This window comes from Curtanaerobium respiraculi (assembly GCF_024609215.1).
GTDB lineage: Bacteria > Actinomycetota > Coriobacteriia > Coriobacteriales > Eggerthellaceae > Curtanaerobium > Curtanaerobium respiraculi.
In genome coordinates, this window is sequence record NZ_JANIPD030000006.1 from 13,058 (window position 1) to 35,206 (window position 22,149).

At 64.0% G+C, this 22,149-nt stretch carries 19 protein-coding genes and 1 tRNA gene; 19 read left to right on the plus strand and 1 reads right to left on the minus strand.

Annotated elements, in window-relative coordinates; all coding sequences use genetic code 11:
- The first annotated feature begins 10 nt into the window (after window positions 1-10).
- The 10 genes from NOV21_RS03495 to NOV21_RS03540 all read left to right on the plus strand — a co-directional run bounded on the left by NOV21_RS03495 (window position 11) and on the right by NOV21_RS03540 (window position 13,450).
- Window positions 11-1,189 carry an ABC transporter permease gene (locus NOV21_RS03495; RefSeq protein WP_283171460.1) on the plus strand — a complete coding sequence of 393 codons (1,179 nt, stop codon included), beginning with the start codon at window positions 11-13 and terminating at the stop codon, window positions 1,187-1,189.
- Window positions 1,186-1,776 carry an ABC transporter ATP-binding protein gene (locus NOV21_RS03500; RefSeq protein ID WP_283171459.1) on the plus strand — a complete coding sequence of 197 codons (591 nt, stop codon included), beginning with the start codon at window positions 1,186-1,188 and terminating at the stop codon, window positions 1,774-1,776. Before NOV21_RS03495 ends, NOV21_RS03500 begins: the two co-directional genes overlap by 4 nt.
- A 98-nt stretch (window positions 1,777-1,874) precedes the next feature.
- Entirely contained in the window at window positions 1,875-2,126 is a 252-nt protein-coding gene (locus NOV21_RS03505; protein WP_283171458.1) for a nitrate ABC transporter ATPase, read from the plus strand.
- A gap of 54 nt (window positions 2,127-2,180) precedes the next feature.
- Window positions 2,181-6,188 (plus strand): acyl-CoA dehydratase activase, encoded by a 4,008-nt coding sequence (locus tag NOV21_RS03510; protein WP_283171457.1) that lies wholly within the window; start codon window positions 2,181-2,183, stop codon window positions 6,186-6,188.
- Between the two features lie 328 nt (window positions 6,189-6,516).
- Window positions 6,517-9,696 (plus strand): molybdopterin-dependent oxidoreductase, encoded by a 3,180-nt coding sequence (locus tag NOV21_RS03515; RefSeq protein ID WP_283171456.1) that lies wholly within the window; start codon window positions 6,517-6,519, stop codon window positions 9,694-9,696.
- Between the two features lie 12 nt (window positions 9,697-9,708).
- Window positions 9,709-10,638, plus strand: a complete 930-nt coding sequence (locus tag NOV21_RS03520; protein ID WP_283171455.1) for a 4Fe-4S dicluster domain-containing protein — start codon at window positions 9,709-9,711, stop codon at window positions 10,636-10,638.
- Window positions 10,638-11,336: a formate dehydrogenase subunit gamma gene (locus NOV21_RS03525; protein WP_283171454.1), complete on the plus strand. Its 699-nt coding sequence runs from the start codon at window positions 10,638-10,640 to the stop codon at window positions 11,334-11,336. Before NOV21_RS03520 ends, NOV21_RS03525 begins: the two co-directional genes overlap by 1 nt.
- Before the next feature lies 1 nt (window position 11,337).
- On the plus strand, window positions 11,338-12,246 hold the full coding sequence (locus tag NOV21_RS03530; protein ID WP_283171453.1) for a formate dehydrogenase accessory protein FdhE: 909 nt from the start codon (window positions 11,338-11,340) through the stop codon (window positions 12,244-12,246).
- A 453-nt stretch (window positions 12,247-12,699) separates the two neighbouring features.
- Window positions 12,700-12,999: a hypothetical protein gene (locus NOV21_RS03535; protein WP_283171452.1), complete on the plus strand. Its 300-nt coding sequence runs from the start codon at window positions 12,700-12,702 to the stop codon at window positions 12,997-12,999.
- Window positions 12,989-13,450, plus strand: coding sequence for a PIN domain-containing protein (locus NOV21_RS03540; protein WP_283171451.1), 462 nt, complete (start codon window positions 12,989-12,991; stop codon window positions 13,448-13,450). Before NOV21_RS03535 ends, NOV21_RS03540 begins: the two co-directional genes overlap by 11 nt.
- A gap of 83 nt (window positions 13,451-13,533) precedes the next feature.
- On the opposite strand, the gene NOV21_RS03545 is transcribed toward NOV21_RS03540, so the two are convergent.
- Window positions 13,534-13,609: transfer RNA gene (locus tag NOV21_RS03545), tRNA-Ala, on the minus strand.
- Between the two features lie 63 nt (window positions 13,610-13,672).
- Between NOV21_RS03545 and NOV21_RS03550 the strand changes: the two genes are divergently transcribed.
- The 9 genes from NOV21_RS03550 (at window position 13,673) to NOV21_RS03590 (ending at window position 22,130) form a co-directional block, all read left to right on the plus strand.
- A complete protein-coding gene (locus NOV21_RS03550) occupies window positions 13,673-14,488 on the plus strand; it encodes a TrmH family RNA methyltransferase (protein WP_283171450.1) in 816 nt (271 codons plus the stop codon).
- 479 nt (window positions 14,489-14,967) lie between these two features.
- Window positions 14,968-15,687: a cytochrome c3 family protein gene (locus NOV21_RS03555; protein ID WP_283171449.1), complete on the plus strand. Its 720-nt coding sequence runs from the start codon at window positions 14,968-14,970 to the stop codon at window positions 15,685-15,687.
- 202 nt (window positions 15,688-15,889) lie between these two features.
- Complete coding sequence (locus NOV21_RS03560) at window positions 15,890-16,549, plus strand: cytochrome c maturation protein CcmE domain-containing protein (protein WP_283171448.1); 660 nt, start codon at window positions 15,890-15,892, stop codon at window positions 16,547-16,549.
- Window positions 16,550-16,573: 24 nt separating this feature from the next.
- The gene (locus NOV21_RS03565; RefSeq protein ID WP_283171447.1) at window positions 16,574-18,748 is read left to right on the plus strand and encodes a heme lyase CcmF/NrfE family subunit; all 2,175 of its coding nucleotides are present in this window, start codon (window positions 16,574-16,576) and stop codon (window positions 18,746-18,748) included.
- Window positions 18,749-18,811: 63 nt separating this feature from the next.
- The gene (locus NOV21_RS03570; RefSeq protein WP_283171446.1) at window positions 18,812-19,546 is read left to right on the plus strand and encodes an ABC transporter ATP-binding protein; all 735 of its coding nucleotides are present in this window, start codon (window positions 18,812-18,814) and stop codon (window positions 19,544-19,546) included.
- Window positions 19,547-20,260: a heme exporter protein CcmB gene (locus tag NOV21_RS03575; protein ID WP_283171445.1), complete on the plus strand. Its 714-nt coding sequence runs from the start codon at window positions 19,547-19,549 to the stop codon at window positions 20,258-20,260.
- A gap of 30 nt (window positions 20,261-20,290) precedes the next feature.
- Complete coding sequence (ccsA, locus tag NOV21_RS03580) at window positions 20,291-21,055, plus strand: cytochrome c biogenesis protein CcsA (RefSeq protein ID WP_283171444.1); 765 nt, start codon at window positions 20,291-20,293, stop codon at window positions 21,053-21,055.
- A 43-nt stretch (window positions 21,056-21,098) separates the two neighbouring features.
- Window positions 21,099-21,311: a CcmD family protein gene (locus tag NOV21_RS03585; RefSeq protein ID WP_283171443.1), complete on the plus strand. Its 213-nt coding sequence runs from the start codon at window positions 21,099-21,101 to the stop codon at window positions 21,309-21,311.
- Window positions 21,312-21,314: 3 nt separating this feature from the next.
- Window positions 21,315-22,130: a UTP--glucose-1-phosphate uridylyltransferase gene (locus tag NOV21_RS03590; RefSeq protein ID WP_283171442.1), complete on the plus strand. Its 816-nt coding sequence runs from the start codon at window positions 21,315-21,317 to the stop codon at window positions 22,128-22,130.
- Window positions 22,131-22,149 lie beyond the last annotated feature (19 nt).

The following is a 22,149-nucleotide window of genomic DNA, read 5'->3' on the forward strand; positions in this document are numbered from 1 at the left end:
GGCTTCCTCTGTGAAAACGACGCTGGGGGCAGTTGCGGCGCGGGGTTCGGAAACGGATCCCGCGCAGGCCGTTCCCGTGCCGGTGCCCGACATCGCGCGGGTGCTGGGGCTTCCCGAGGAGAAGGTCGCGCAGATGATCCAGGTGCTGCGCACGAACGGCGTGGACGAGCCCCAGCTTTCCTCCATGATGGCCATGGCGCATGCCAAGGGCATGCCCGCCGACAAGCTGTTCGCCATGCTCGTGTACGTGGGGGCAGGCGAGGACCGCATCATCGCGTTGATGTGCTCGCAGGATATGGTATCCGCCGAAGAGGCCGACCGCCTCGCCGCGTCCGCGCGCGGGCGTGCGCAGACGGATGCGCACGCCGGTCGTGCGCGGAGGATCCGCGCCGCCCTGAAGAAGGCGGCCATCATCCTCTTCTGGCTGGCCGTGTGGCAACTGCTCGACATGGCGATGGACAACCGGCTGGTCCTGTCCGGTCCGCTGCGCGTGATCGAAGCGTTGGCCGATCAGGTGGCGAAGCCGGATTTCTGGTTCGTATGCGCAGCCTCCCTCTCGCGCATCGCCGCGGGGTTTTTGCTGTCGTTCACGGTGGGCATGGCGCTTGCGCTGGCATCGTACCGCGTGCGCATCGTGCGCGATTTCATCGAGCCGGTCATATCGCTTCTGCGCACCATCCCCGTGATCAGCATCATCATCATGCTGCTGATATGGGTGGGCAACCAGATGCTGACCGTGTACCTGTCCTTCCTCATCGTGCTTCCGCTCATCTACATGAACATGCTGGCGGGGCTCGAGAACGTCGATCCGCAGATGCTGGAGATGGCGCGGGTGTACAGGCTTTCGCCTTTGCGCAGCTTCCTGTACGTGTACCGGCCCGCCTTCATGCCGTTCTTGGTCAGCAGCAGCAAGCTGTCGCTGGGCATGAGCTGGAAGAGCGGCATCATGGCCGAGGTGCTGGCCACGCCCAAGCCCTCGATCGGCAAGGAGATGGCGCAGGCGCGCACGTATTTGAACACCCCCGACCTGTTCGCGTGGACCGTCGTGGTCATGTTGCTGAGCTGGCTGTTCGAGAGATTGTTCATGGAGCTGCTGAAGAAGGCGGCGGGTCCTTTGGGATCGTTTCTGGGTCGCGGCGAAGACGATGGACCCGGTGCGGGCCCGGGTGCGGCGGGGTACGGCGTATGAGAGTGACGATGTCGGGCGTAGGGAAATCCTACGGCTCCCAGCGCGTGCTGGATGGGTTGGAGCTCGTATTGGAAGACGGCGGGCGCTACTGCCTCATGGGGCCTTCGGGTGCGGGTAAGACCACGCTGCTGCGGATCCTGCTGGGGCTGGAGCGCCCGGACGCGGGTTCCATCGAGGGCCTGCCGCGCGGGTCGGCGTCGATGGTCTTCCAAGAGGATCGGCTGTGCTCGGCGCTCACGCCGGTGGAGAATATCGCGCTCGTGATGCCGGGCCGGGCGAGCCGCCGTGCGCTGCGCGCGCTGCTGGCGGAGGTGCTTCCCGCGGCATGCCTGGACAAGCCGGCGCTCAACCTGTCAGGCGGGCAGCGCCGGCGCGTCTCGCTGGTCCGCGCCATGGCGTTTCCCAGCAGCCTGGTGGTTATGGACGAGCCCTTCACGGGGCTCGATCGGGCGACTAAGCAGGTGGTCATCGATTTCGTCGCACGGCATTTGGACGGGCGCACGCTTTTGGTGTCGACGCACGGTGAGGATGACGCGGACCTGCTGGATGCCGAGAAGGTGCAGCTAGCGGAGATTCAGGGGAAGTGAACGCTTTGGAGGGCGAAGGCCTCGCGTTCCGGTTTTCGTCCGAGCGGAGGCCGCGCCGATGTGGCCAGGCGATATCCATGCAGACGGAAGGAATTGACATGTTTGCCATCGACGACGGGAAGTGCATGCGCGACGTGGTGCTGGACGAACCCCTTTTCGGGGACTTCCTGGTGGACAAGGGCTTTCCCTTCTCCATCGAGAACCCCATCACCGAGCTCGTGACGTTCGAGGACGTGGTGCAGATGCACCAGCTGGATCGGCGGGCCTTCCTCGCGGAATATGAGGACTACAAGGCGCGTGGCGGCGCGCTCGCGCCGGGTGCGGGGAAAGCCGTGGACGCGCCGTTCTGATCCGCCCCGCAAACGGGGTTTCGGGGGTTGCAGCGAAGAAGCAGGAGGGTGAAGATGTACTGCTTGGGAATAGACATAGGCTCGTCATCGGTGAAGCTGGTCGCCGTGGGGGAGGATCGCACCATACTGCTCACCCGCCAGCTCCGGCACGGCGGCGATGCGCTTGCGTGCCTTGCCGGGTTGCTGTGCGAGGTGGATGCCGATCTCGGCTTGGATGCCTGCCTGCGATGGTGTACCACCGGCGCGGGCGCGGGCTCCGTCTCCAAGCTCGTGCCCGATGCGCGCTCGCTCGGGACCGTGCCGGCCCTTACCTTGGGCGCGGAGCTCATCGCCCCCCATGCGCGCTCCATCGTGGAGATGGGTGCCCAGAGCGCGTGCTACATCACCGACGTGGGGGCGGCCCGCCCTCCCCGCTTCGCGGCGAACGACGGTTGCGCCGCTGGAACGGGGTCGTTCTTCGAAGACCAGATGGGAAGGCTCGGGCGCGAAATCGAGGACTACTCGCGCCTCGTCGCGGGCGCCTCCTCCATCCCCCGGCTCTCGGGGAGGTGCGCCGTGTTCGCGAAGACCGATATCATCCACCGCCAGCAGGAGGGCGTGCCCGTCGAGGACATACTGCTGGGGCTTTGCTACGCGATGGTGCGCAGCTACCGGGCGCTCATCGTGCGGAAGCTTCCCGTGCAGGCGCCCGTCGCCCTTTCCGGCGGGGTGCTGCGCAACGCGGGCGTCGTGCGCGCCGTACGCGAGGTGTTCGATCTGGGTGAAGGGGAGCTGCTCGCCGACGAGGGCCAGCTGTTCTTCCAAGCGGCCGGAGCGGCCCTGCAAGCGTGGGAGGACGTTCGGCAGGCTGGCGGGGATGGCTCGCCGCGCCTGCGCGACCTTCTAGATGCATGCCGCGGCGAGATCGTCGGGGAGCCCTTGCCGCGGCTGGAGCCCCTTCCCCCCGTATCATTGGAAACCGGCCCGGGGTACGTCCTCGCGCCGGAACCCTGGCCGACTGACGGGGATGGGCGCGTTCCCTGCGCTCTGGGAATCGACGTGGGGTCCACGAGCACGAACCTGGTGCTGGTGGACAGGGAGGGCGGCGTGCTGCACGCGCAGTACGCGCGCACGCGCGGCAACCCGCAGAAGGCGGTGCGGGAAGGGCTCGCCCTCATCGGGGAGCGCCTGGGGGAGCGGGTGCGCATCGTGTCGGTCGCCACCACGGGATCGGGGCGTTCGCTGATCGGGCATCTCGTCGGCGCCGATGCGGTCCGCGACGAGATCAGCGCGCAGGCGCGTGCGGCGGCGGAGATCGACTCACAGGTGGATACCGTGTTCGAGATCGGCGGGCAGGATTCGAAGTACATCGCGCTTGAGGCCGGTGCGGTCGTGGACTTCCAGATGAACAAGATATGCGCGGCGGGGACCGGATCGTTCATCGAAGAGCAGGCGGCGCGCATCGATATCCCGCTAGAAGACTACGGAAGGCAAGCCCTTTCGTCCACCGCCCCGGTGGACTTGGGAGAGCGCTGCACGGTGTTCGTGGAGACGGCGATCAACGCCGCGCTCGCCCAAGGGGCGGAGAAGCGCGATATCGCCGCCGGCCTGTGCCAATCCGTCATCCGCAACTACCTGCACCGCGTGGTGGGGCAGAAGCGCGTGGGCGACCATATCGTTTTGCAAGGCGGCGTGAACTACAATGCGGGGGTGGTTGCCGCCTTCAAGCAGTTCTACGGCGACAGGGTGAGCGTGTCCCCGCACTTCGCGGTCAGCGGCGCAGTGGGTGCCGCGCTGCTGGCGTGGGAAGCCGCCCCTCCTCGCACGTCGTTCCGCGGCTTCGATCTGAAGGGGCCGGTGGCGGAAAGGCGCAAAGCGGGGTCGACGGCGATCGATGAGAACCGCGCGTTCTTCCATGCGACGAAGGATCTGCTGCTGGAGGGCTACGAGCCCGTGGCAGACCCCTCGAAAAAGACCGTGGGGATCCCGCGCTGCCTTATGGTCTACAAGCTGTTCCCGCTGTTCAACGCATTCTTCCACCATCTGGGCTTCAACGTGCTCATCTCCGACGAGAGCAGCGAGGAGACCATCGCGCTCGCCCAGCGCCTGGCGCAGGGGGAGACCTGCTATCCCGTGAAGCTCATCCACGGGCATATGCGGCAGCTGCTCGACCGCGGGGCGGACTATATCTTCATGCCCTCGATCCACACCATCCGCCACAAGCACTCCACGCTCGCGCACAACTACGGCTGCCCCTACATGCACGAGGCGCCGCGGCTGGTTGCGAACGAGCTGGATCTGGAGGGGCGCGGCGTGAAGCTGCTCTCGCCCCTGCTGGATCTGGATTTCGGGCAGCAAGCCATGGCCAGTGCGATGCTGGGGGTGGGCGAGCAGCTGGGCGCCGATCCGCACGAGGCCGCGCGCGGCCTTCTGGCGGGGAGCCGCGCGGTCGGCGAGTTCACCCGCAAGACCGAGGAGGCGGGGGAGCGTCTCCTCGCATCGCTGGCGCCCGACGAACGCGTGATCGTCATGGTCACGCGCAATTACGGCATAGAGGACGCCGTGCTGAACATGGGCATCCCCGACGCCTTGATCGACCGTGGGCAGAAGGTGATCACGATCTCCCACCTCCACGGCCACGACATCGATATATCCGACGACTATCCGAACGTGTACTGGCCCTTCGGCCAGCATATCCTATCCTCCTGCAAGATCATCGCCCGCGACCCGCGCCTATTCGCCGTGTATCTGACGAACCACGGTTGCGGTCCCGATACCATGCTGTCGCATTTGGTCGCGGAGGAGATGGGCGACAAGCCCTACCTGCAGATCGAAGTGGACGAGCACTTCTCGAAGGTGGGCGTGATCACGCGCATAGAGGCGTTTTTGAACAGCCTGGACCACCGGGCGGGGATGGTTGCCGAGGAGAATCCAACGATAAAGGAACGCGCGGCGGCTGAGGGGGATTTCGAAGCGGAAGGGATGCGCGTCCGCCGCTCGGACACCCTCTCTCGCGACCTGCCGGTGCTCATCCCCTCGTTCGGACCGTATGGGAAGCTCATCGCAGCTTGGCTGGAGGGCAGGGGCTACGAGGCCCGTGCCGTGCCGCTGGATCGGGGGAGCCTTTCCCGCGGCAAGGCGTATTCCACCACGAAGGAGTACCTGAGCTTCTCCGCGTTGCTGGGGATGGGGCTCGCGGCCCGCGATGCAGCTGCGGGCAAGCCGTTCCAGCTCCTGTTGCCGTCGGGCGAGGGGTCCGATGCCGACGGCGTCTACGACCGCGTCGTGCAGAGCGTCATGGAGAACGAGGCGCCGGGCGGGCGCGCCGGCGTGCGCTACGTCGCGCCGCGCCTGGAGAGGCTGCCCGAACTTGTCAGCGACTTCGAAGGGCTGTTCCGCTGCCTTTTGGCGGGCGATGTGGTTGCCGCCGCCCGCCCGGCGGACCGCGCCCGAATCCTCGAGCAGCTTACCGCCTCCGGCTGCGCGCCCGAAGCGCTCATGGGGGCGGCGGAGGATGTCGGATGCACGGCACGCCGCGACGGGGCCGATCCGTCGCAGCTCGATTCCGCCTGCCGCGTCCTCGCAGTGGGGGAATGGCTCATCGTCGCCGAAGACGGGCTGAATTCGGGCGTGCTCTCCGCGGCGGAGGAGCGGGGATGCACCGTCTGCCGCATGGCGCTTTCCGAATACGCCTGGTTCCTATGGTGCGATGCGTTCGAGGATGAGGCGCGGTTCGCCCCCCTGGTGGAGGCGATGGAGGAGATCGGAGGACTTTTGGGGCCGGCATCCCCCTTCGCCGCGGATCCGCATGCGCTGAGGGGCATCGCCTCCGACCGCGTCGGGCGCGTCCGCGCCGCGAACATCCGATACCGCATCGCCCGAACCGTCGGCGCGGCGGGGAGGTTCGACGGCGTGGTGTGCGTGTCGTCGATGTACGAGAACGCCGACATCATGGGCCAGCTGATCGAATCGGCCGCCCCGGCGCCCCTGCCCGTCCTGCATCTTTCGTTCGACGGAACGCTGGGCTCTTCGGAGGGGGAGAAGCTCTCGTCCTTCCTGTACTTTCTCGAGCGGAAGCGGTGATCGGAAGGTTCAGGGCCGGCTTCCGGGATTCGGGGCGCCCCGGCCGTTCCCCATTGCACCCTCGAAACGGAACTGCGCCTCGAGGGGCGCCATGCCTTCCGGACTCGCGGCTGCCGTATTATATTCAATCAAGAATAATACCAGGTCAGCAGTCGGATTCTCTTGAGCCGTTGGGCGTCGTTTTTCGTCATTTCGCGGCGGGCGCCCGCATCATTAGGGATAACCACCTAGTTATGGGAATTGCTTCATTGCATAATCGATCCCGAGCCCCGCATGAGGGGAAAATTCTTTTCTATGCAGACGAAAGGAAAGAAAGGAGGTCGGTTCGATGGAGATCACACGACGCGGTTTGTTCAAAGCCACGGCGCTTGCATTCGCGGGATCGATGGCCTACGAACTGTCCACCGCTTCCGATGCCTTCGCGTTTGATGCGACGCAGGGGCCATGGAAGTTGGAAGGAACGCAGGAATACACCACGATCTGCTGCTACTGCGCAGGCGGCTGCGGCATGATCGCCTCCGTCCGCGATGGCGAGCTCGTCCACGTCGAGGGCGACCCGGACCACTTCGTGAGCGAAGGAGGCCTGTGCCCGAAGGGCGCCGCCCAGTTCCAGACGGAGCGCATCGTCGATCCGGAGACCGGCGCTTTGGTGGATAATCCCACTCGCATCCTGAAGCCGCGTGTCCGCCGTCCGGGCGCAAGCCAGTGGGAGGATATCTCATGGGACGATGCGATCGAGGAGATCGCGCGCCATATGAAGGACACGCGCGACGAAACCTTCGAACGCGTCAACGACAAGGGCGTCACGGTCAACCGCACGCCCGCGATCGCCGCTCTGGGCGGCTCCTCGATGACGATCGAGGAGGAGTACTTCATCGTCAAGCTCTTCAGGGAGCTGGGTGCCATCACCCTGGACAACCAGGCGCGCGTTTGACACAGCTCCACGGTTGCCGGTCTGGCACCAACATTCGGCCGCGGCGCGATGACGGGTCAGTGGGGAGACCTCGCTAACGCCAGCGTGCTCATGACATGCGGCTGCAACAATGCCGAAAATCATCCTATCTCAATGAAATGGGTCGATAGGGCCCGCGAAAACGGGGCAACGTGGATCGTGGTCGACCCGCGCTTCACCCGCAGCGCGGCGCTCGCCAACATCTACTGCCCGATCCGCCCGGGCACCGATATCGCGTTCTTCGGCGGCATGATCAACTACATGTTCGAGAAGGAACGCTGGCAGCGCGATTACTGCCTGGAATTCACCAATATCTCCTATCTGATCAACCCCGATTTCAGCTTCAGCGTCGAAGACGGCCTGTTCACGGGCTTCGACAAGGACAAGAAGTCCTACGATAAAGCGAGCTGGGCGTATCAGACGGAATCCGAGAGCCAGTGGGACACCTCCGCCGCCGGCCCGTATGCGTGGACCGCGGGCGAGGGGGTTCCCCCCTTCACCACGCCCACGCTGAAGACGCCCAAGAAGGATCCCACGCTTCAGGACCCGAACTGCGTATACCAGATCATGAGGAAGCATTACTCCCGCTACACGCTTGACACCGTGTGCAACGTCTGCGGCATGAACAAAGAGGCGCTCGAGCAGGTATACGAGATCTACACCAGCACCGGCACGGCCGACAAGGCGGGCACCATACTGTACGCCCTCGGCCAGACCCAGCACAGCATCGGCGCGGGCAACACCCGCATCATGTCCATCGTGCAGCTGCTCCTGGGCAATATCGGCGTCCCCGGCGGGCAGCTCGCCGCGCTCCGCGGAGAGCCCAACGTCCAAGGCTGCACCGATATGTGCGTGGCGCCCGGCGATATGCCCGGCTACCTGCAGTGGCCGAGCGATACCAAGGACCGCACGCTCTCCGAGTACCTGGCGAACGAGACCGCCAGCGACGGCTACTGGGCGAACAAGCCCAAATTCCTGGTGTCCTTCCTGAAGTCCTTCTTCGGGGATAACGCCACGCTCGAAAACGACTACGGTTACGACTGGCTGCCGAAGGTCGATTCCGCGCCGAAGCGGTCCATCCAGAACGCGTTCCACCTCATCGAGGAGGGCGTGATCAAGGGCTATATGTTCTTCGGGCAGAACCCGCTGAGCTCGCTGGCCAACTCGAAGTACCTTCGCCAGGTCACGGGCAACCTCGACTGGCTGGTGTTCGACGACATGTACATGACCGAGACGGCCTCGTTCTGGGATGCCCCGGACATGAAGGACAAGGCGGCGGACATCAAGACCGAGGTCTACTTCCTGCCCATATCCAGCATGTTCGAGAAGCCCGGCACCGTGGTCCAATCCGGCCGCGTCATGCAGTGGCGCTACAAGGCGATCGAACCCGTCGGGCAATCGAAGCCCGACTCCGAGGTCCTCATGCTTTTGCACGAGAAGGTTCGCGAGCTGTACGAGAAGGAGGGCGGGGTCTTCCCCGAGCCGATCCTCAACTCCAAGTGGGATTACCGCGGCGAGGACGGGCGCCCCGACCATCGCAAGATCGCATGGGAGCTCAACGGATACCTCACCGAAGGCGCCGCGGGCGACTTCGAGGCGGGCACGCCGAAGATCGTCGACGGCTACGCCAAGCTGAAAGCGGACGGATCGACCGCCTGCGGATGCTGGATCTACTCCGGCTACTACGGCAACGCCGCGGCGCCGCTCGATCCCGCGCAGCAGAATGTGGGCCGCCGCGGCAAGGACGACCCGGGCAACCTGCACCTTTTCCCGAAATGGGCGTTCAGCTGGCCGGCGAACCGCCGCATCCTGTACAACCGCGCCTCATGCGATGCCCAAGGGCGCCCGTGGCGCGAGGGCATGGTCCCCGTCGAATGGAACGGCGAGAAGTGGGTCGCCAACGATGTGCCCGACTTCGTGGCGAGCACGACCGACGCCAGCGGCGCCGCGACCCCTGTCGCGCCCAACGGCAAGGCCTTCTTCATGCGCTGGGAGCAGAATGCCTGCCTGTTCAGCTCGAGCATGAACGATATGCCGCTGCCCGAGCATTACGAACCCTTCGAGAGTCCGACCGAGAACGCGCTCAACGGCTCGAAATCGAATCCGGCGATCCTGTTCTCGGAGCATGCGTCGATCAAGGACACCAAGGGCTCGATCGATAAGTTCCCCATCGTCGCGACCACGTACTCGCTGACCGAGCATTGGTCGACGGGCGCGGAAACGCACGCCATGCCGGTGCTCAACGAGATGATCCCGAAGCAGTATTGCGAGATCAGCGCCGAGCTTGCCGAGGAGAAGGGCATCGCGAACGGCGACGACGTGCGCATATTCAACGAGCGCGGGTCGATCGTCGTGGGCGCCATGGTGACCAAGCGCCTCACGCCCCTGCAAGTGAACGGGAAGGTGACGGACGTCATCGGCATCGTGCACGACTGGGGTTGGGCGAACGAGTTCTCCACGGGCGACGTCACGAACGACCTCGTGCCCAACGTGGGGGACCCCAACTGCTTCATCCCGGAATCCAAGGCATTCCTCGTCGATATCGAGAAGGCATAGGAGGCGATCGAGATGATGGAGCAACCGGCCAAACGACTTTCCGAAGAGATGGCCATCTACTACGATGCCTCGAAATGCACGGCCTGCCGCGGCTGCCAAGCTGCCTGCAAGGTCTGGAACGAGCTGCCCTCTCCCATCGAGAAGAACGCGGGTGCGAGCACATTCACCGGCTCGTATCAGAACCCCGCCGATCTGGATGAGAACACGCGCCTCATCGTCACCTTCGAGGAGCGCGAGCGCGCGGAGAGATATGGGATCGATTGGGCGTTCGGACGCCGTTCGTGCATGCACTGCACGGATGCGGCATGCGTCAACGTGTGTCCCAGCGGGTGCCTGTACCATGATCCCGATGGAAGCGGCCTGGTGATCTACGATGTGGACAAGTGCATCGGGTGCCAGTACTGCCGCAGCGCATGCCCCTTCGACGTTCCGCGCCATACCGGCGTGGGCCTTGCGGGCACGGGCATCAAGATAAACAAATGCACCGGCTGCATCGATCGCGTGCGGCAGGGCATGGAGCCCGCATGCGTTGCCACCTGCCAGCCCAACGCGCTGAAATTCGGCCCGCGCAGCGAGATGCTCGACCTCGCTCGCAAACGCGTGGAGAAGCTGCATAAGATGGGCTTCGCCGATGCGCGCGTGTACGGCGATGCCGAATGCGGCGGCCTGCATTCCATCCACGTGCTGAAATACGACCTCTCCATGTACCAGAAGCTGCCCGAAGATGCTCACCCGAGCGCTCTGACGAGCGCCATGGGCGTCATGAAGCCGCTTGCCGCGGTGGGCGCCATCGGTATCGTGGGCGGCTTGGGCATCTCGTTCCTGACGGGTTTGGGCTACAAGCGCGACAAGATGTACTACGACGAGGAGAGCGGCGATGTCATCGATACCGATACCGATGAAGTCGTCCGCCATATCTCGCAGGAGGAAGGTGAGCGCTAATGGCTGAGAAGAAATATCCCGAACGTGTCATCCGACGGCACTCCCTGCAGACGCGCATCACCCACGGCGTCGTCGCCGTCTCATGCATCTGGCTTGCGATTTCGGGGCTGTTCGTGTTCGTCCCGGCGCTCGCCGCCGCGTATCCCGGCATCTCGCAGGGCATGCGGCTCTCGCACCGCATCGTGGGGGCGATATTCATCATCGTGCCTTTGGCGAGCGCCATCGCCTCCCCCTCGGGGTTCAAGGCGTTCTGGGCGAAGTACTTCACAAAGTGGACGCCCGAGGATTTCGAGTTCATGAAGAAATTCGTGCCCTATATGCTGGGCCCCAAACGGGTCCATATGCCCGATCAGGACGAGGTGAAGAGCGGCCAGCGCATCGCCGACGGCATGATGATCCTCGCCGGCGTGCTGATGGCCATCAGCGGCCTGACGCTCTGGCTCGGCATGAGCGCGTTCCGCGCCCCAGCCGACGTCATCATGGTCATGCGGTTTATCCACGACCTCTGCTTCATCGTGTTCATCGTGTTCGGCCTGGCGCACATCTACCTGGGCGCGGGAATATTCCAGCCGTATCGCGGCACCGCCCGCCTGATGTGGAAAGACGGCAAGGTCACGGAGTCGAACGCCCTGTACCATTGGGGTTTCTGGGCCCGCGATGAGATCCGGAAGGGCAACGTCGAGGAAGTGAAGGAATAGGATGGATCTGAAGCTCGTGCACGCTGCCGCCGAGGCGTACCGGCAGGGCGCTTTGGCAAGCGATGCCGCGCGGCTCGCGTTCTTCGAGGGCCTGTACGATATCGTGCAGCGGCGGGCGGATGCCATCGCCTCCCAAGGCGGATGGAGTCCTCTATCGGGGGAGGAGGCCGTGCGTTTGTACGAGGCCTCCGCCCCCGTCTTCTCGCAGGCACCCGTCTCAATCGACGGAGCCTCCTTCGCCGAGACGTGCGCGCCGATCGCCCACCACATCGCCGAGCATGCGGGTATCGTATCCGAGGCGGCGCGGGCGCTGGCGTCGTACGACTGGCGCACCTTCTGCGAGCGTGCCGATTTGGCGCTCGCCGGCAGCGATCCGGCGAGCTTCGTCGAGGAGTGCATCAAAACGGTCGATGCCTTCGACGTGCCGATCGAGCTTTCCGCGACGATCTTCATGATGGTCCCGGCGTTCGCGCTGCGCGCCCATCTCCAGCCGGCAGCGGAGCAGGCGGTTGAAGCGTATCGCCGGGCGCTTTCCGACGATAAGCGGCCCGCCATCTCCGCGGACTGCCCGGTATGCGGTTCGCCCGCGAGCGCCTCGTGGGTGGGCAACACCGGCGCGACCGATGGTCGCGGGCGCATGCTCTATTGCGCTGCTTGCGGTACCCAATGGGATTTCGATCGCATTCGCTGCGATACCTGCGGCACGCGCAACGAGGGCAAGCTGCACTACGTGAACGTTGAGGGCGACCGGGCGCACCGCCTGCTCAAATGCGAGGAGTGCGGCGCGTACCAGCGTGTCGTGTTCCAAGACGATTTGAAGGTGCACCCGATGGTGATGGAGGTGGAGGATGTGGTCATGAGCAAGCTCGACCAGATCGCGCTCGCCCCCTATGCGGCCAAGCTCGAATAGGTATCCGGCCCCATATCACCCCTATCGTTTTCGCTTGCCGAAGGATTCAACATCAACTGACCCCTCTCCATCGCCTGGTAGCTGAAGCCTATCGAAGCACCCGCCAAACGATGCGGAAATCAAACGGGGCAAAGAGGGAGCCATCGCAAGTTAGTGTGGGTAACTCTTTTCGCCTAACCCTAAATCTACGTCTGGGTACGGAGAAGACGAGAACCGCGCCAGCAGCTTTCGTCTTCTATAGGCAAGTGCGAACTCTTGTCCCTCACGAGCGAAAGTCCAGCGCTTCATCTTCCATCCCTCACCGATGCATCGGCATAAATCCGCGTTCGATGCACGGGCTTCCAGAGCAAGAGACACACTGTGCCTATGCTCAGGGGGTTTATCTTTGATGGTAGCAAAGTAAATGAGAGAACACGCGTGTTACAATGTTCCTGTCTGAAGATAGGGGGTATCATGAAAGAGAGAAGCGTTCGCTTCAACGACGGAAGCCTCGCTCTGGCGGAAAGCGTGTTCTCGGCTCATCACACCTCGCTTTCGCAGTACCTGCGCGAGGTGGTTGACTATGTGGGAAGGTCGGGCGAGCTCATCAGCATTCCCCCCACGGTGCCGCACGATGATAATTCAATGATGGAGAAGATGTTGTCGTTTGAGTCGATGGCGGCCCAACTTACCCACGTCTCAGACTGGCCGCAAGCAAGCGACGACGATTTGCTGGCAGACGAGTTGGTTACGAGGTTCGGCTATGGCGAATAATCTTGTGCGCACAGTGCTCCTCGATACTAACGTTTTGATCGACTACATCGACATATCACGCCCCGAACATGCCAATGCCGTTGCGGCAGTCCACCTCGCTGCGTCGATGGGCATCAGGATGATTGCCCCGACTGGTTCATACAAGGATGCCTACTACATTCTCCGACGTGTGCTGAAAAGCGAGCCAACTGCTCGAAAGCTTATCTCCCATCTCATCGATGCCGATTACATCAAGCCTGTCGATCTGAAGGCTCGCTATCTTCGTCCCGCCCTTGCATCCAACGAGCCTGATTTTGAAGACGGGCTGATACGCCAAACCGCGGAAAGCGAAGCGGCTGACCTCATCCTCACGCGCGATATGAATGCATTCGATACATCCCCTGTTCGCCCCATGTCACCCCTGGCGTTCACCAAAGAATTCGTAAATTTATCAACACGAAATGGCCTATAACCCTCAGTATCGGCTGATCTGGAACGCGAAAAGGGCGAACCCCCGGAAGCTATGCGCTCCAAAGGGTTCGCCCTGTACGATTCTGGTGGAGATGAAGGGGATCGAACCCTCGGCCTCAGCGTTGCGAACGCTGCGCTCTCCCAACTGAGCTACATCCCCGATCGGTGCGGAATGGTATTCTGATCATTTGCATGGAAATTGTCAACAGGGGCAGGGGCTTCGATGCTCGAATATGTACACGATATCCACGACCCGCGGCTCGCGCCGTTCGCCGGCATGCGCGATGCGCAGCTCCGCGGGGACGAAGGTGCGGGCCCCGGCCTGTTCATCGGTGAAAGCGACAAGGTGATCAACCGCGCGCTGGATGCGGGGGTGTGGCCTTCGTGCCTGTTCATGGAGGAGAAATGGGTCGAAAAGACCCGGCCGCTCATCGACCGCATCGATGCGGTGGATCCGGCCGTGCCCGCTCTGGTGGCGAGCAGGCGGGTCTTCCAGGCCGTCACGGGGTACGAGGTCACGCGCGGGGCGATCGCGTCGCTCGTCCGCCCGCCGCTTCCGCGTGCGAGCGAGCTGCTCGGAGGGGCAAACCGTGTCGTCGTGCTGGAAGACGTCATGAACGCGACCAACATCGGGGCGATTTTCCGCAACGCCGCCGCGCTCGGCATCGACGCGATGCTCCTGACCGACCGTTGCCACGACCCGTTGTACCGCCGCGCCGCCCGCGTCTCCATGGGAACCGTGTTCCAGATTCCGTGGACGCGCGTCAAAACGTCGGAGGATGCGCTCGCGCTCTTGGAGCAGCGCGGGTTCGCCACGGTCGCCATGGCGCTCGTTCCCGATGCGCTGCCTCTGGACGACCCGCGCCTCGCCGGGCATGGCAAGCTTGCCATCGTCATGGGAACGGAAGGGGATGGCCTGGCGGAGGGCACCGTCGACGCCTGCGATTTCGCGGCGGTCATCCCCATGGCGCATGGGGTGGACAGCCTCAATGTCGCCGCGGCGACCGCCGTCGCGTTCTGGGAGCTGCGCCGGCGATAGACCTTCTGCGATGAAAGGGGTTTGAAAACGGGGCCGTCCGTGGCGCCGCGAGGGATTCGGGCCCTGCGCCTTTCGGTTAACCGGCCCCGTACGCTCCCATCGGGAAGAGGGCTCGCATTCGGGCTTGCGTTCCGCGGCCCGCCTCCGTCGAATGGCGAAGCGGAGGAGGGATCCGCCGGAGCGTCGCGCGCCATGCCGCGATCGGGCTTTATCGGGGAAATCCCGGGAGCTGGTGCGGATACCCGCGACCTATCCGGAGGGGGCGCCGGCCGTGTTGCGCGAAATGGGTGAAATGCCTAGAATTGCCCGAGGGAAAAGCCAAATCCCCCTTAATGGGTGATGGCGTGAGGTGGGGTTTTCCCTAAATTACCGCGTAGCGGATGGCAGAGGGGCCGCTTGCATCGAGACGTTCCCTGTGCGTTCCGCATCTGCGGAAGGAAATGCCCGTTTTCGAGGAAGCAAGCGAAGGAGGAAAGAAAATGAGCGAAGAGGAAAAGAAGGACGAGAAGACCGCTGAACAGCAGGCAGCTGCAGAGCCTGCTGCAAAGAAGAAGAAGTGGCCCGTCGTGGTCGGCATCGTTGTCGTGGTCATTGCCGTCGCCGGCATTGGCTTCTGGAACTGGCATGCAACGCCTGGTTTCTGCAATTCGATGTGCCACGAGTCCATGGACGCTTACGTGGAGACGTACGACAACGTCGCCGGCCAGGCTGGCGTCGACAAGTACGGCAACGCGGTGTCCAACAGCAGCGCGATGATGGTCGTGGCTCACAAGGAAGCCAATGTGGCGTGCCTTGACTGCCATGTGCCGTCCATCACGCAGCAGCTGGGCGAGGTCATGGAGACGATCACCGGCAACTACTACGTGGTCAACCGCAACGACGGCAAGGGTTTTGCCTTGGAGGAAGTCGACCAGGAGGCCCTCATGGTCAACAGCGGCCACGCCGAGGGCACGGGCGACCAGTTCTGCCTGAAGAGCGGCTGCCATGACATGACCCGCGCCGACCTGACCGCCGCAACCGCCAACATGGAGCGCAACCCGCACAGCTGGCAGCACGGCGAGGAGGCCTGCACCACGTGCCACAAGTCGCATCGTGCGTCGGTTCTCTACTGCACGCAATGCCATAGCGATGCGGTGGACGAGCTGCCCGACGGCTGGGTAACGTACGAGCAGGGCAAGAAGCTGGTTCCCACCGAGTAGCCACGCGAGACTCAGCCGATCGTATCGGAGGGGTTTGATACGATTGGTGTACGAAACGAAGGGACATGCCGAATTTTCGGTGTGTCCCTTCGCATGTCCAGGGTTTCCCCGAGGTGGGCGATGGGGGCATTTGATACCATCAGAACGTTACGCGCGGGAGGATCTACGCGGACATCGGAGAAGAGGTCGAATGAATGCCCAAATGAAGAAACGCCTGGTCATCGTCACTGGCATCATCGTCATCGTGCTCGTTTTGCTGCTTGCCATCGTCGGCGGCGGGACGTCCGCGAAGACCATCGCCCTGGCCGACGCCGCCGGCGGGACCTACGCCAACCAGCGTGTCCAGGTCACCGGCAATGTGGTGAAGGACTCGTACTCGACGTCGGGCAACGTCCTCTCGTTCAGCATCTACGATCCCGAGCACGTGAACGCGGGCCAGCTGCGGGTCGATTACGATGGCGCGGCGGCAAGCACGTTTGGCAACGATGTCACCGCCATCTGCACGGGCAAGATGGGCGAAGACGGCGTCCTGCGCGCGAGCGAGCTGGTCACGAAGTGCCCCAGCAAGTATGAAAGCGGCACGGAGGCCCTGGAGGTCTCGCGCCTGCTGGACTACGGCGCCGAGGTGAACGGCACGACCGTGCGGGTGAAGGGCACGGTGGCAGCGGGCAGCCAGAACCCCGCGGGGAGCGGCGCGCGCTTCGTCTTGGCCGATGCGTCCGACCCCGCCAAGACGGTATCCGTATTGTTCGACGGCGCCGTTTCCGAAGAGACCCTGGCCGACGGCGCGACGGTCGTCGTGACGGGCGACATGCTCGCCTCCGGCGAATTCTCCGCCACCGATGTGGCCCTGCAGGGCTAACGGCAATCCATAAGGAGACTATTCATGCATCTTGCCATGGTGGGAATGCTTTCCCTGCTGGTGTCCCTTGCGGGCATCGTGATATCGGTGCTGTGCCTTGTCGTGGGCAGCATCATGGACAAAAAGAACCCCCGGGGGTCGGGCTCCACGCTGGTATGGGGCGGGCACGTCGCCGTCCTGGTCACATTCCTCGGCCTTACCGTCGCATGCGGCGTGCTGGAGTTCTGCTTCCTTTCGGGCGACACGTCCATCGAGTACGTCGTCCGCGCCCATAGCGACGCCGACGGCATCTTGGGCATGCTGTACCGCGTGTCCGGCCTGTGGGAGGGCAAGGAGGGCTCGCTTCTATTCTGGGGCTGGCTCATCAGCCTGTTCGCCACCATCATCGCGATGCGCAACCTGAAGAAGCTCGACAAGCTGGACACCACGGCGGTGGGGGTCCTGCAGCTCGTGCTCGTGGGCTTCGTGGGCATCCTCATGTTCTCGCAGGACAACTGCCCGTTCGTCGCGCTCGGGAGCCAGTACCTCGATGCGAAGGGCAATCTGACGGGCGCGGCTGCGCTGTGGGGCATCAACCCGCTGCTCGAGCATTGGGCCATGGCGGTGCACCCCCCCACGCTGTTCATCGGCTACGCCGGCATGACGGTGCCTTTCGCCTACTCCGTGGGCGCGCTCATCGCGGGCGATTCGAGCGATACATGGGTGCGCAAGTCGCAGCGCTACCTCATGGTCGCCTTCTGGTTCCTCACCATCGGCATCGGCCTGGGCTCCGTATGGGCGTACGTGGTGCTCGGCTGGGGCGGCTACTGGGGCTGGGACCCCGTCGAGAACGCCAGCCTGCTCCCCTGGCTCATCAGCGTGGCGCTCATCCACAGCTTCACGGTGTACCGACAGCGTGGCGCGTTCAAGCGCTGGGCCATCATGTGCGCCAGCATCGCGTTCGCATTCAGCGTGGTGGGGACGTTCATCGCGCGTTCGGGGCTCATCCAATCGGTGCACGCCTTCAGCGGCGACCCGGTGTCCACCGTGCTCTTCGGGGTGTTGATCGCCCTGTCCCTGATCGTGGGGGCGGTGGGGCTCATCATCCGCTGGAAGCGTTTCGCGCCGAAGAACGCGTCTGACGAGGCGGTGGAATCCCTCGCCTCGCGCGAGGCCGCCTATTACTTCAACAATGTGCTGATGGTGGTGTTCGCCTTCGTGGTGCTCTACCTCACCATCGCGAGCGCGCTGCCCACCTGGCTTCCGTTCGGGGGCAAGAGCGTGGCGACCGGCACCTACAACGCCATCGCCCGCCCGCTCGGCATCCTCTACCTTGCCGTGCTCGCGTTCTGCCCGCTGCTGGGCTGGGCGCATACGGACCGCGCCGAGTTCGCCAAGCGCGCGAAGGTGCCGGCGGTTTTCGCCGTCGCGCTGTTCGTCGCGCTGATGGTGTACTTCGCCACCTACCTGTCGCCCAGCTACGATGCCATCATCGCCGCCGGAGGCAGCATGGGCGAGGGTCTTGCGAGCGAGGGGCCGGCCGCGTACTACAAGGGGCTGGCGGTCGCCGGCTTCCTGGTCGCGAGCGTGCTCTTCTTCAACACGCTGTTCCTGATCGGCAAGACGGCGGGCGCTTGGGGCGCCTCGCATGGTGGGAAGAACCCGGTCGTCGGCTTCTTCCAGATGATCGCCGGCAACGCCTCGCGCCTGGGCGGTTACATCGCCCATCTGGGCATGGCGGTCATCCTCATCGGCCTGGTCTGCTCTTCGATGTTCGTGACCGAGAAAACGGGCTACATCACCTACGACCAGCGCACCGACAGCGCCGCGGAGTTCACCATCCAGGATTACACGCTCAAGTATACGAGCAACTCCATCAGCGAGGATGCGAACCACGCGAACGCCTACTACACGGTGGAATTCGACGTGTACCGCGGCGACGACTACATCGGCCACGTCGCCCCGAGCATGCAGTTGGTGGAGCGCAACCAGCAGACCAAGGCCAACGCCGCGGTCATCAACCTGCCCACCGAGGACCTTTTCGTGGTATACAAGGGTGTGAACACCGAAGGTGCATACAGCATGGATGTGCGGGTGAACCCCCAGATCAGTCTTGTGTGGACCGGGTTCGGCATGTTGGTCGTCGGCACGGCCGTGGCGGCGCTGGGGCGCCTGAGCCCGAAGCGGAAGCCGAACGCCGGGGCGGCGGAAGAGCGTTAACCGCAGCCCCCGGATGCGGCTCCTCGGGGCCCGCATCCGGGCAGCTGTCTAGCGGGGCAGGGGATGATGGAAGAGATCGGAAATCGCGACGCGGCGATTCGCATCGAGCGGGTGAGCAAGGTCTTCGGCCGTCGGCGTGCGGTCGATAACTTGAGCCTCGAGGTGCCCGAGGGAGCGTATCTCTCCATCTTCGGACCCAATGGAGCGGGCAAGACCACATTGCTCCGCATGCTCGCAACGCTCAGCCGCCCCACGCAGGGGCGCATTGTCATCTCGGGGGTCGACGCGAGGGAGCATCCCGATAAGGCGCGCGAACGCATCGGCCTCATCTCGCATAACAGCATGCTCTACCGCGATCTCACCGCCGAGGAGAACCTGCTGCTCTCGGCACGGCTCTACGGCGTGGCGAATGCGCGGGAGCGGGTGGCGGAGATGCTCGAAGCCGTGGAGCTCTCGCATCGCCGGCTCGACACGGTGGGCACGTTCAGCCGGGGCATGACGCAGCGCGTCTGCATCGCCCGCGCCCTGCTCCACGACCCGAAGGTCGTGCTGCTCGACGAGCCGTATTCGGGGCTCGATCCCCACGCGATCGAGATCTTCGACGGGCTGATCGAACGCGTGCGATCCGATCGCACCTTCGTCATGGTCAGCCACGACCTGCAAAAAGGGTTCGGCGCCTGCACCCATGCGCTCGTCCTGGCGCGCGGCAAGAAGGTCGCGTTCGCCCCGAGGGAAGACATCGATTTCGCCGCGTTCGAGGACCTATACCGCCGAACCGTGGGGATGGGGGTGTCGTAGGTGCCGGTCGAGATCAAACGTCCCAGCACGTGGCAGCAGTACAAGGCGCTTCTCGACAAGGACCTGCGCCGCGAATTCCGCACCAAGGAGATGCTCACCTCGATGGGGATCTACTCCGTCCTGGTGCTGGTGGTGTACGGCGCCGCGTTGGGCCAGACGTCCAGCCAATTCGATATCATGCAGATGAGCGGCGGCCTGCTGTGGGCGCTCATCGTATTCACGAGCCTGCTGGGCTTGAACCGCTCCTTCTCGCACGAGCAGGAGAACGGCTGCCTCGAGGGCATACTGCTCGTCCCGCTCGACCGCAGCGTCGTGTTTCTGGCGAAGGCGACCAGCAACCTGCTGTTCCTGCTCGTTGTCGAGGCCATCGTGCTGCCGCTGTTCTACTTCTTCTTCCTCACCGCTACCGCGCCGTCCCTCGATCTGCCGCTGATCGCCGGCCCCCTGTTGGCGGGTACCGTCGGCATCGCGGGTATCGGCACGCTGCTCGCCACCATCACGGTTGGCACGCGCGGGAAGGATGTGCTGCTGGCGGTGCTGTTCATACCCCTGGTCTACCCGCTGCTGTACGCGTGCGTCTCCGCGACGACGGTCGTGCTCGCGGGCGGCGACGTCGAGGGCGTGTACGGCTACGCGCTGCTTCTGGCGGGCGGTTACGATGTGATCATGGTGCTGCTGTCCTGGGTGCTGTACGACTACGTGATCAGCGCCTGATGGCGGCCATTGCTTGAAAGGAAAAGCTTGATGAATCGAACGGGAAAGAGTCCGCGCGTCGGCGAGGTATGGGATAGGGTGACCCCCCTCGTGCTCGTCGTCGGCGCGATCCTCAGCACGGCGGGCTTCGTGCTCGCCTTCACGCTGGCGGGGCCGGTGAACGGCGCCTCGGTCAACGGGGTGGAGCTCATCGGCGGGCAGATGGTGGCGAACCAGCTGCTGTTCAGCCAGAAGATCTTCTACTGGCACGTGCCCGTCGCCATCGCCAGCTTCCTCGCCCTGACCGTGGAGGCGTACTACAGTGTGCGGTTCCTCATGACGCGGGACGCGGCGTTCGACCTGCGGGCGCAGGTGGCAACCGAAGTCTCCTTCGTCTTCGTGGTGGCCGTCATGGTCACCGGCGTGCCGTGGACGCGGTTCGAATGGGGCGTGTGGTGGACATGGGACCCGCGTTTGACCACGTACCTGATCCTCATGCTGCTGGTGATTGCGTACTTCGTGCTGCGCGCCGCCATCGACGACCCCGAGCGCAAGGCCGCGTTCAGCAGCGTATTCGGCATCATCATGTTCGTCGATGTGCCCATCTGCATGCTGATCACGCGGCTGATCCCCTCGAGCGTGCATCCGGTGGTGTTCCGCACCGATTCGGGGCTTTCGCCCGACATGCTCATCCCGTTCCTGCTCTCGCTCTTCGGCATGCTGTGCGTGGTGTACGGCCTGTTCCGGTTGCGTCTCCGCACCGCCGAGCTGTCCGAGCGCGTGGAGCGTGCGAAAGAATTGCTGGACGAAGAATGAATGCCGCGCTTGCGTTCCGTGCGATTACCCCTAAGGAGATAGTATGAACCCCATCCTTGAGCAGATCTATGCCACCATCCTCCCGTCCGCGCCTTTTGTAATTGCCGCGTATGCGTTGATTTGGGTGGCCTTGCTGGTGTACGTTGTCTTCATCACCGTGCGCCTGAAGAAAACCGAGGCGCAGATGGCAGTGCTGGAGGAAGCCCTTGCGGCTCGCCGGCAAGGTGCCGCGGAAGACATCTTGAAGAAGGATTAAAGCATGAAAGCACTTATCCCCGCAGCCGGCTTGGGCACGCGTTTCCTGCCCGCCACCAAAGCGATGCCGAAGGAAATGCTCTTGGTGGTCGACCGTCCCGTCATCCAGTATGTCGTGGAGGAAGGCCTGGCCAGCGGTGCGGATGAGGTCGTGATCATCAGCAATCACGATAAGAAGGCCATCGAGCAGCATTTCAGGCAGGATGACGAGCTCGTGCGGCTGCTTCGCGCGCGCGGCAAGGATGACCGCGCTGACGCCGTGCACCATGCGGGCAACCTCCCCGTGAGCTTCGTGTACCAGAACGAGCCCCTGGGCCTGGGCGACGCCGTGCATTGCGCCGCCGAGAGGACCGGCGACGAGCCGTTCTACGTCCTTCTGGGCGATGTGATCGTCCCCAGCTACAACATCCTCAACCGGATGAAGAAGGTTTCCGACGACCATGGCGGCGCGAGCGTGATCGCCGTCATGCCGGTTGCGCACGACAAGGTCGACCGCTTCGGCGTCATCGCCGGCGAGGAGATCGACAGCAACGTATGGAAGGTCACGGGCCTCGTGGAGAAGCCGCGCGTGTGGGAGGCTCCCTCGAACATGGTCGTGTTCGGCCGTTACCTGCTGACGCCGCGCGTCATGGACCTGCTCGCCACGACGAAGCCGGGGGAGGGCGGCGAGATCCAACTGACCGACGCACTGGCGGCGCTCTTGGGCGAAGAGGAGATGTACGCGCTGGTCGTCGCCCCGGACGAGGGTTTCGACACCGGCACCGTGGACACCTGGCTGGACACCAACAACCGCCTGTACGTGCGCCGCAACGCGCTGTAACGCCGTTCGAATTGCGAGG

What these genes read in the sequence shown, in the direction of transcription:
- NOV21_RS03565 (WP_283171447.1), top strand. Translation starts at nt 16,574, where the DNA reads ATGCATCTTGCCATGGTGGGAATGCTTTCCCTGCTGGTGTCCCTTGCG.
- NOV21_RS03540 (WP_283171451.1), top strand. Translation starts at nt 12,989, where the DNA reads ATGGCGAATAATCTTGTGCGCACAGTGCTCCTCGATACTAACGTTTTG.
- NOV21_RS03525 (WP_283171454.1), top strand. Translation starts at nt 10,638, where the DNA reads ATGGCTGAGAAGAAATATCCCGAACGTGTCATCCGACGGCACTCCCTG.
- NOV21_RS03550 (WP_283171450.1), top strand. Translation starts at nt 13,673, where the DNA reads ATGCTCGAATATGTACACGATATCCACGACCCGCGGCTCGCGCCGTTC.
- NOV21_RS03520 (WP_283171455.1), top strand. Translation starts at nt 9,709, where the DNA reads ATGATGGAGCAACCGGCCAAACGACTTTCCGAAGAGATGGCCATCTAC.
- NOV21_RS03585 (WP_283171443.1), top strand. Translation starts at nt 21,099, where the DNA reads ATGAACCCCATCCTTGAGCAGATCTATGCCACCATCCTCCCGTCCGCG.
- NOV21_RS03510 (WP_283171457.1), top strand. Translation starts at nt 2,181, where the DNA reads ATGTACTGCTTGGGAATAGACATAGGCTCGTCATCGGTGAAGCTGGTC.
- NOV21_RS03505 (WP_283171458.1), top strand. Translation starts at nt 1,875, where the DNA reads ATGTTTGCCATCGACGACGGGAAGTGCATGCGCGACGTGGTGCTGGAC.
- NOV21_RS03590 (WP_283171442.1), top strand. Translation starts at nt 21,315, where the DNA reads ATGAAAGCACTTATCCCCGCAGCCGGCTTGGGCACGCGTTTCCTGCCC.
- NOV21_RS03555 (WP_283171449.1), top strand. Translation starts at nt 14,968, where the DNA reads ATGAGCGAAGAGGAAAAGAAGGACGAGAAGACCGCTGAACAGCAGGCA.
- NOV21_RS03570 (WP_283171446.1), top strand. Translation starts at nt 18,812, where the DNA reads ATGATGGAAGAGATCGGAAATCGCGACGCGGCGATTCGCATCGAGCGG.
- NOV21_RS03500 (WP_283171459.1), top strand. Translation starts at nt 1,186, where the DNA reads ATGAGAGTGACGATGTCGGGCGTAGGGAAATCCTACGGCTCCCAGCGC.
- ccsA (WP_283171444.1), top strand. Translation starts at nt 20,291, where the DNA reads ATGAATCGAACGGGAAAGAGTCCGCGCGTCGGCGAGGTATGGGATAGG.
- NOV21_RS03530 (WP_283171453.1), top strand. Translation starts at nt 11,338, where the DNA reads ATGGATCTGAAGCTCGTGCACGCTGCCGCCGAGGCGTACCGGCAGGGC.
- NOV21_RS03535 (WP_283171452.1), top strand. Translation starts at nt 12,700, where the DNA reads ATGAAAGAGAGAAGCGTTCGCTTCAACGACGGAAGCCTCGCTCTGGCG.
- NOV21_RS03560 (WP_283171448.1), top strand. Translation starts at nt 15,890, where the DNA reads ATGAAGAAACGCCTGGTCATCGTCACTGGCATCATCGTCATCGTGCTC.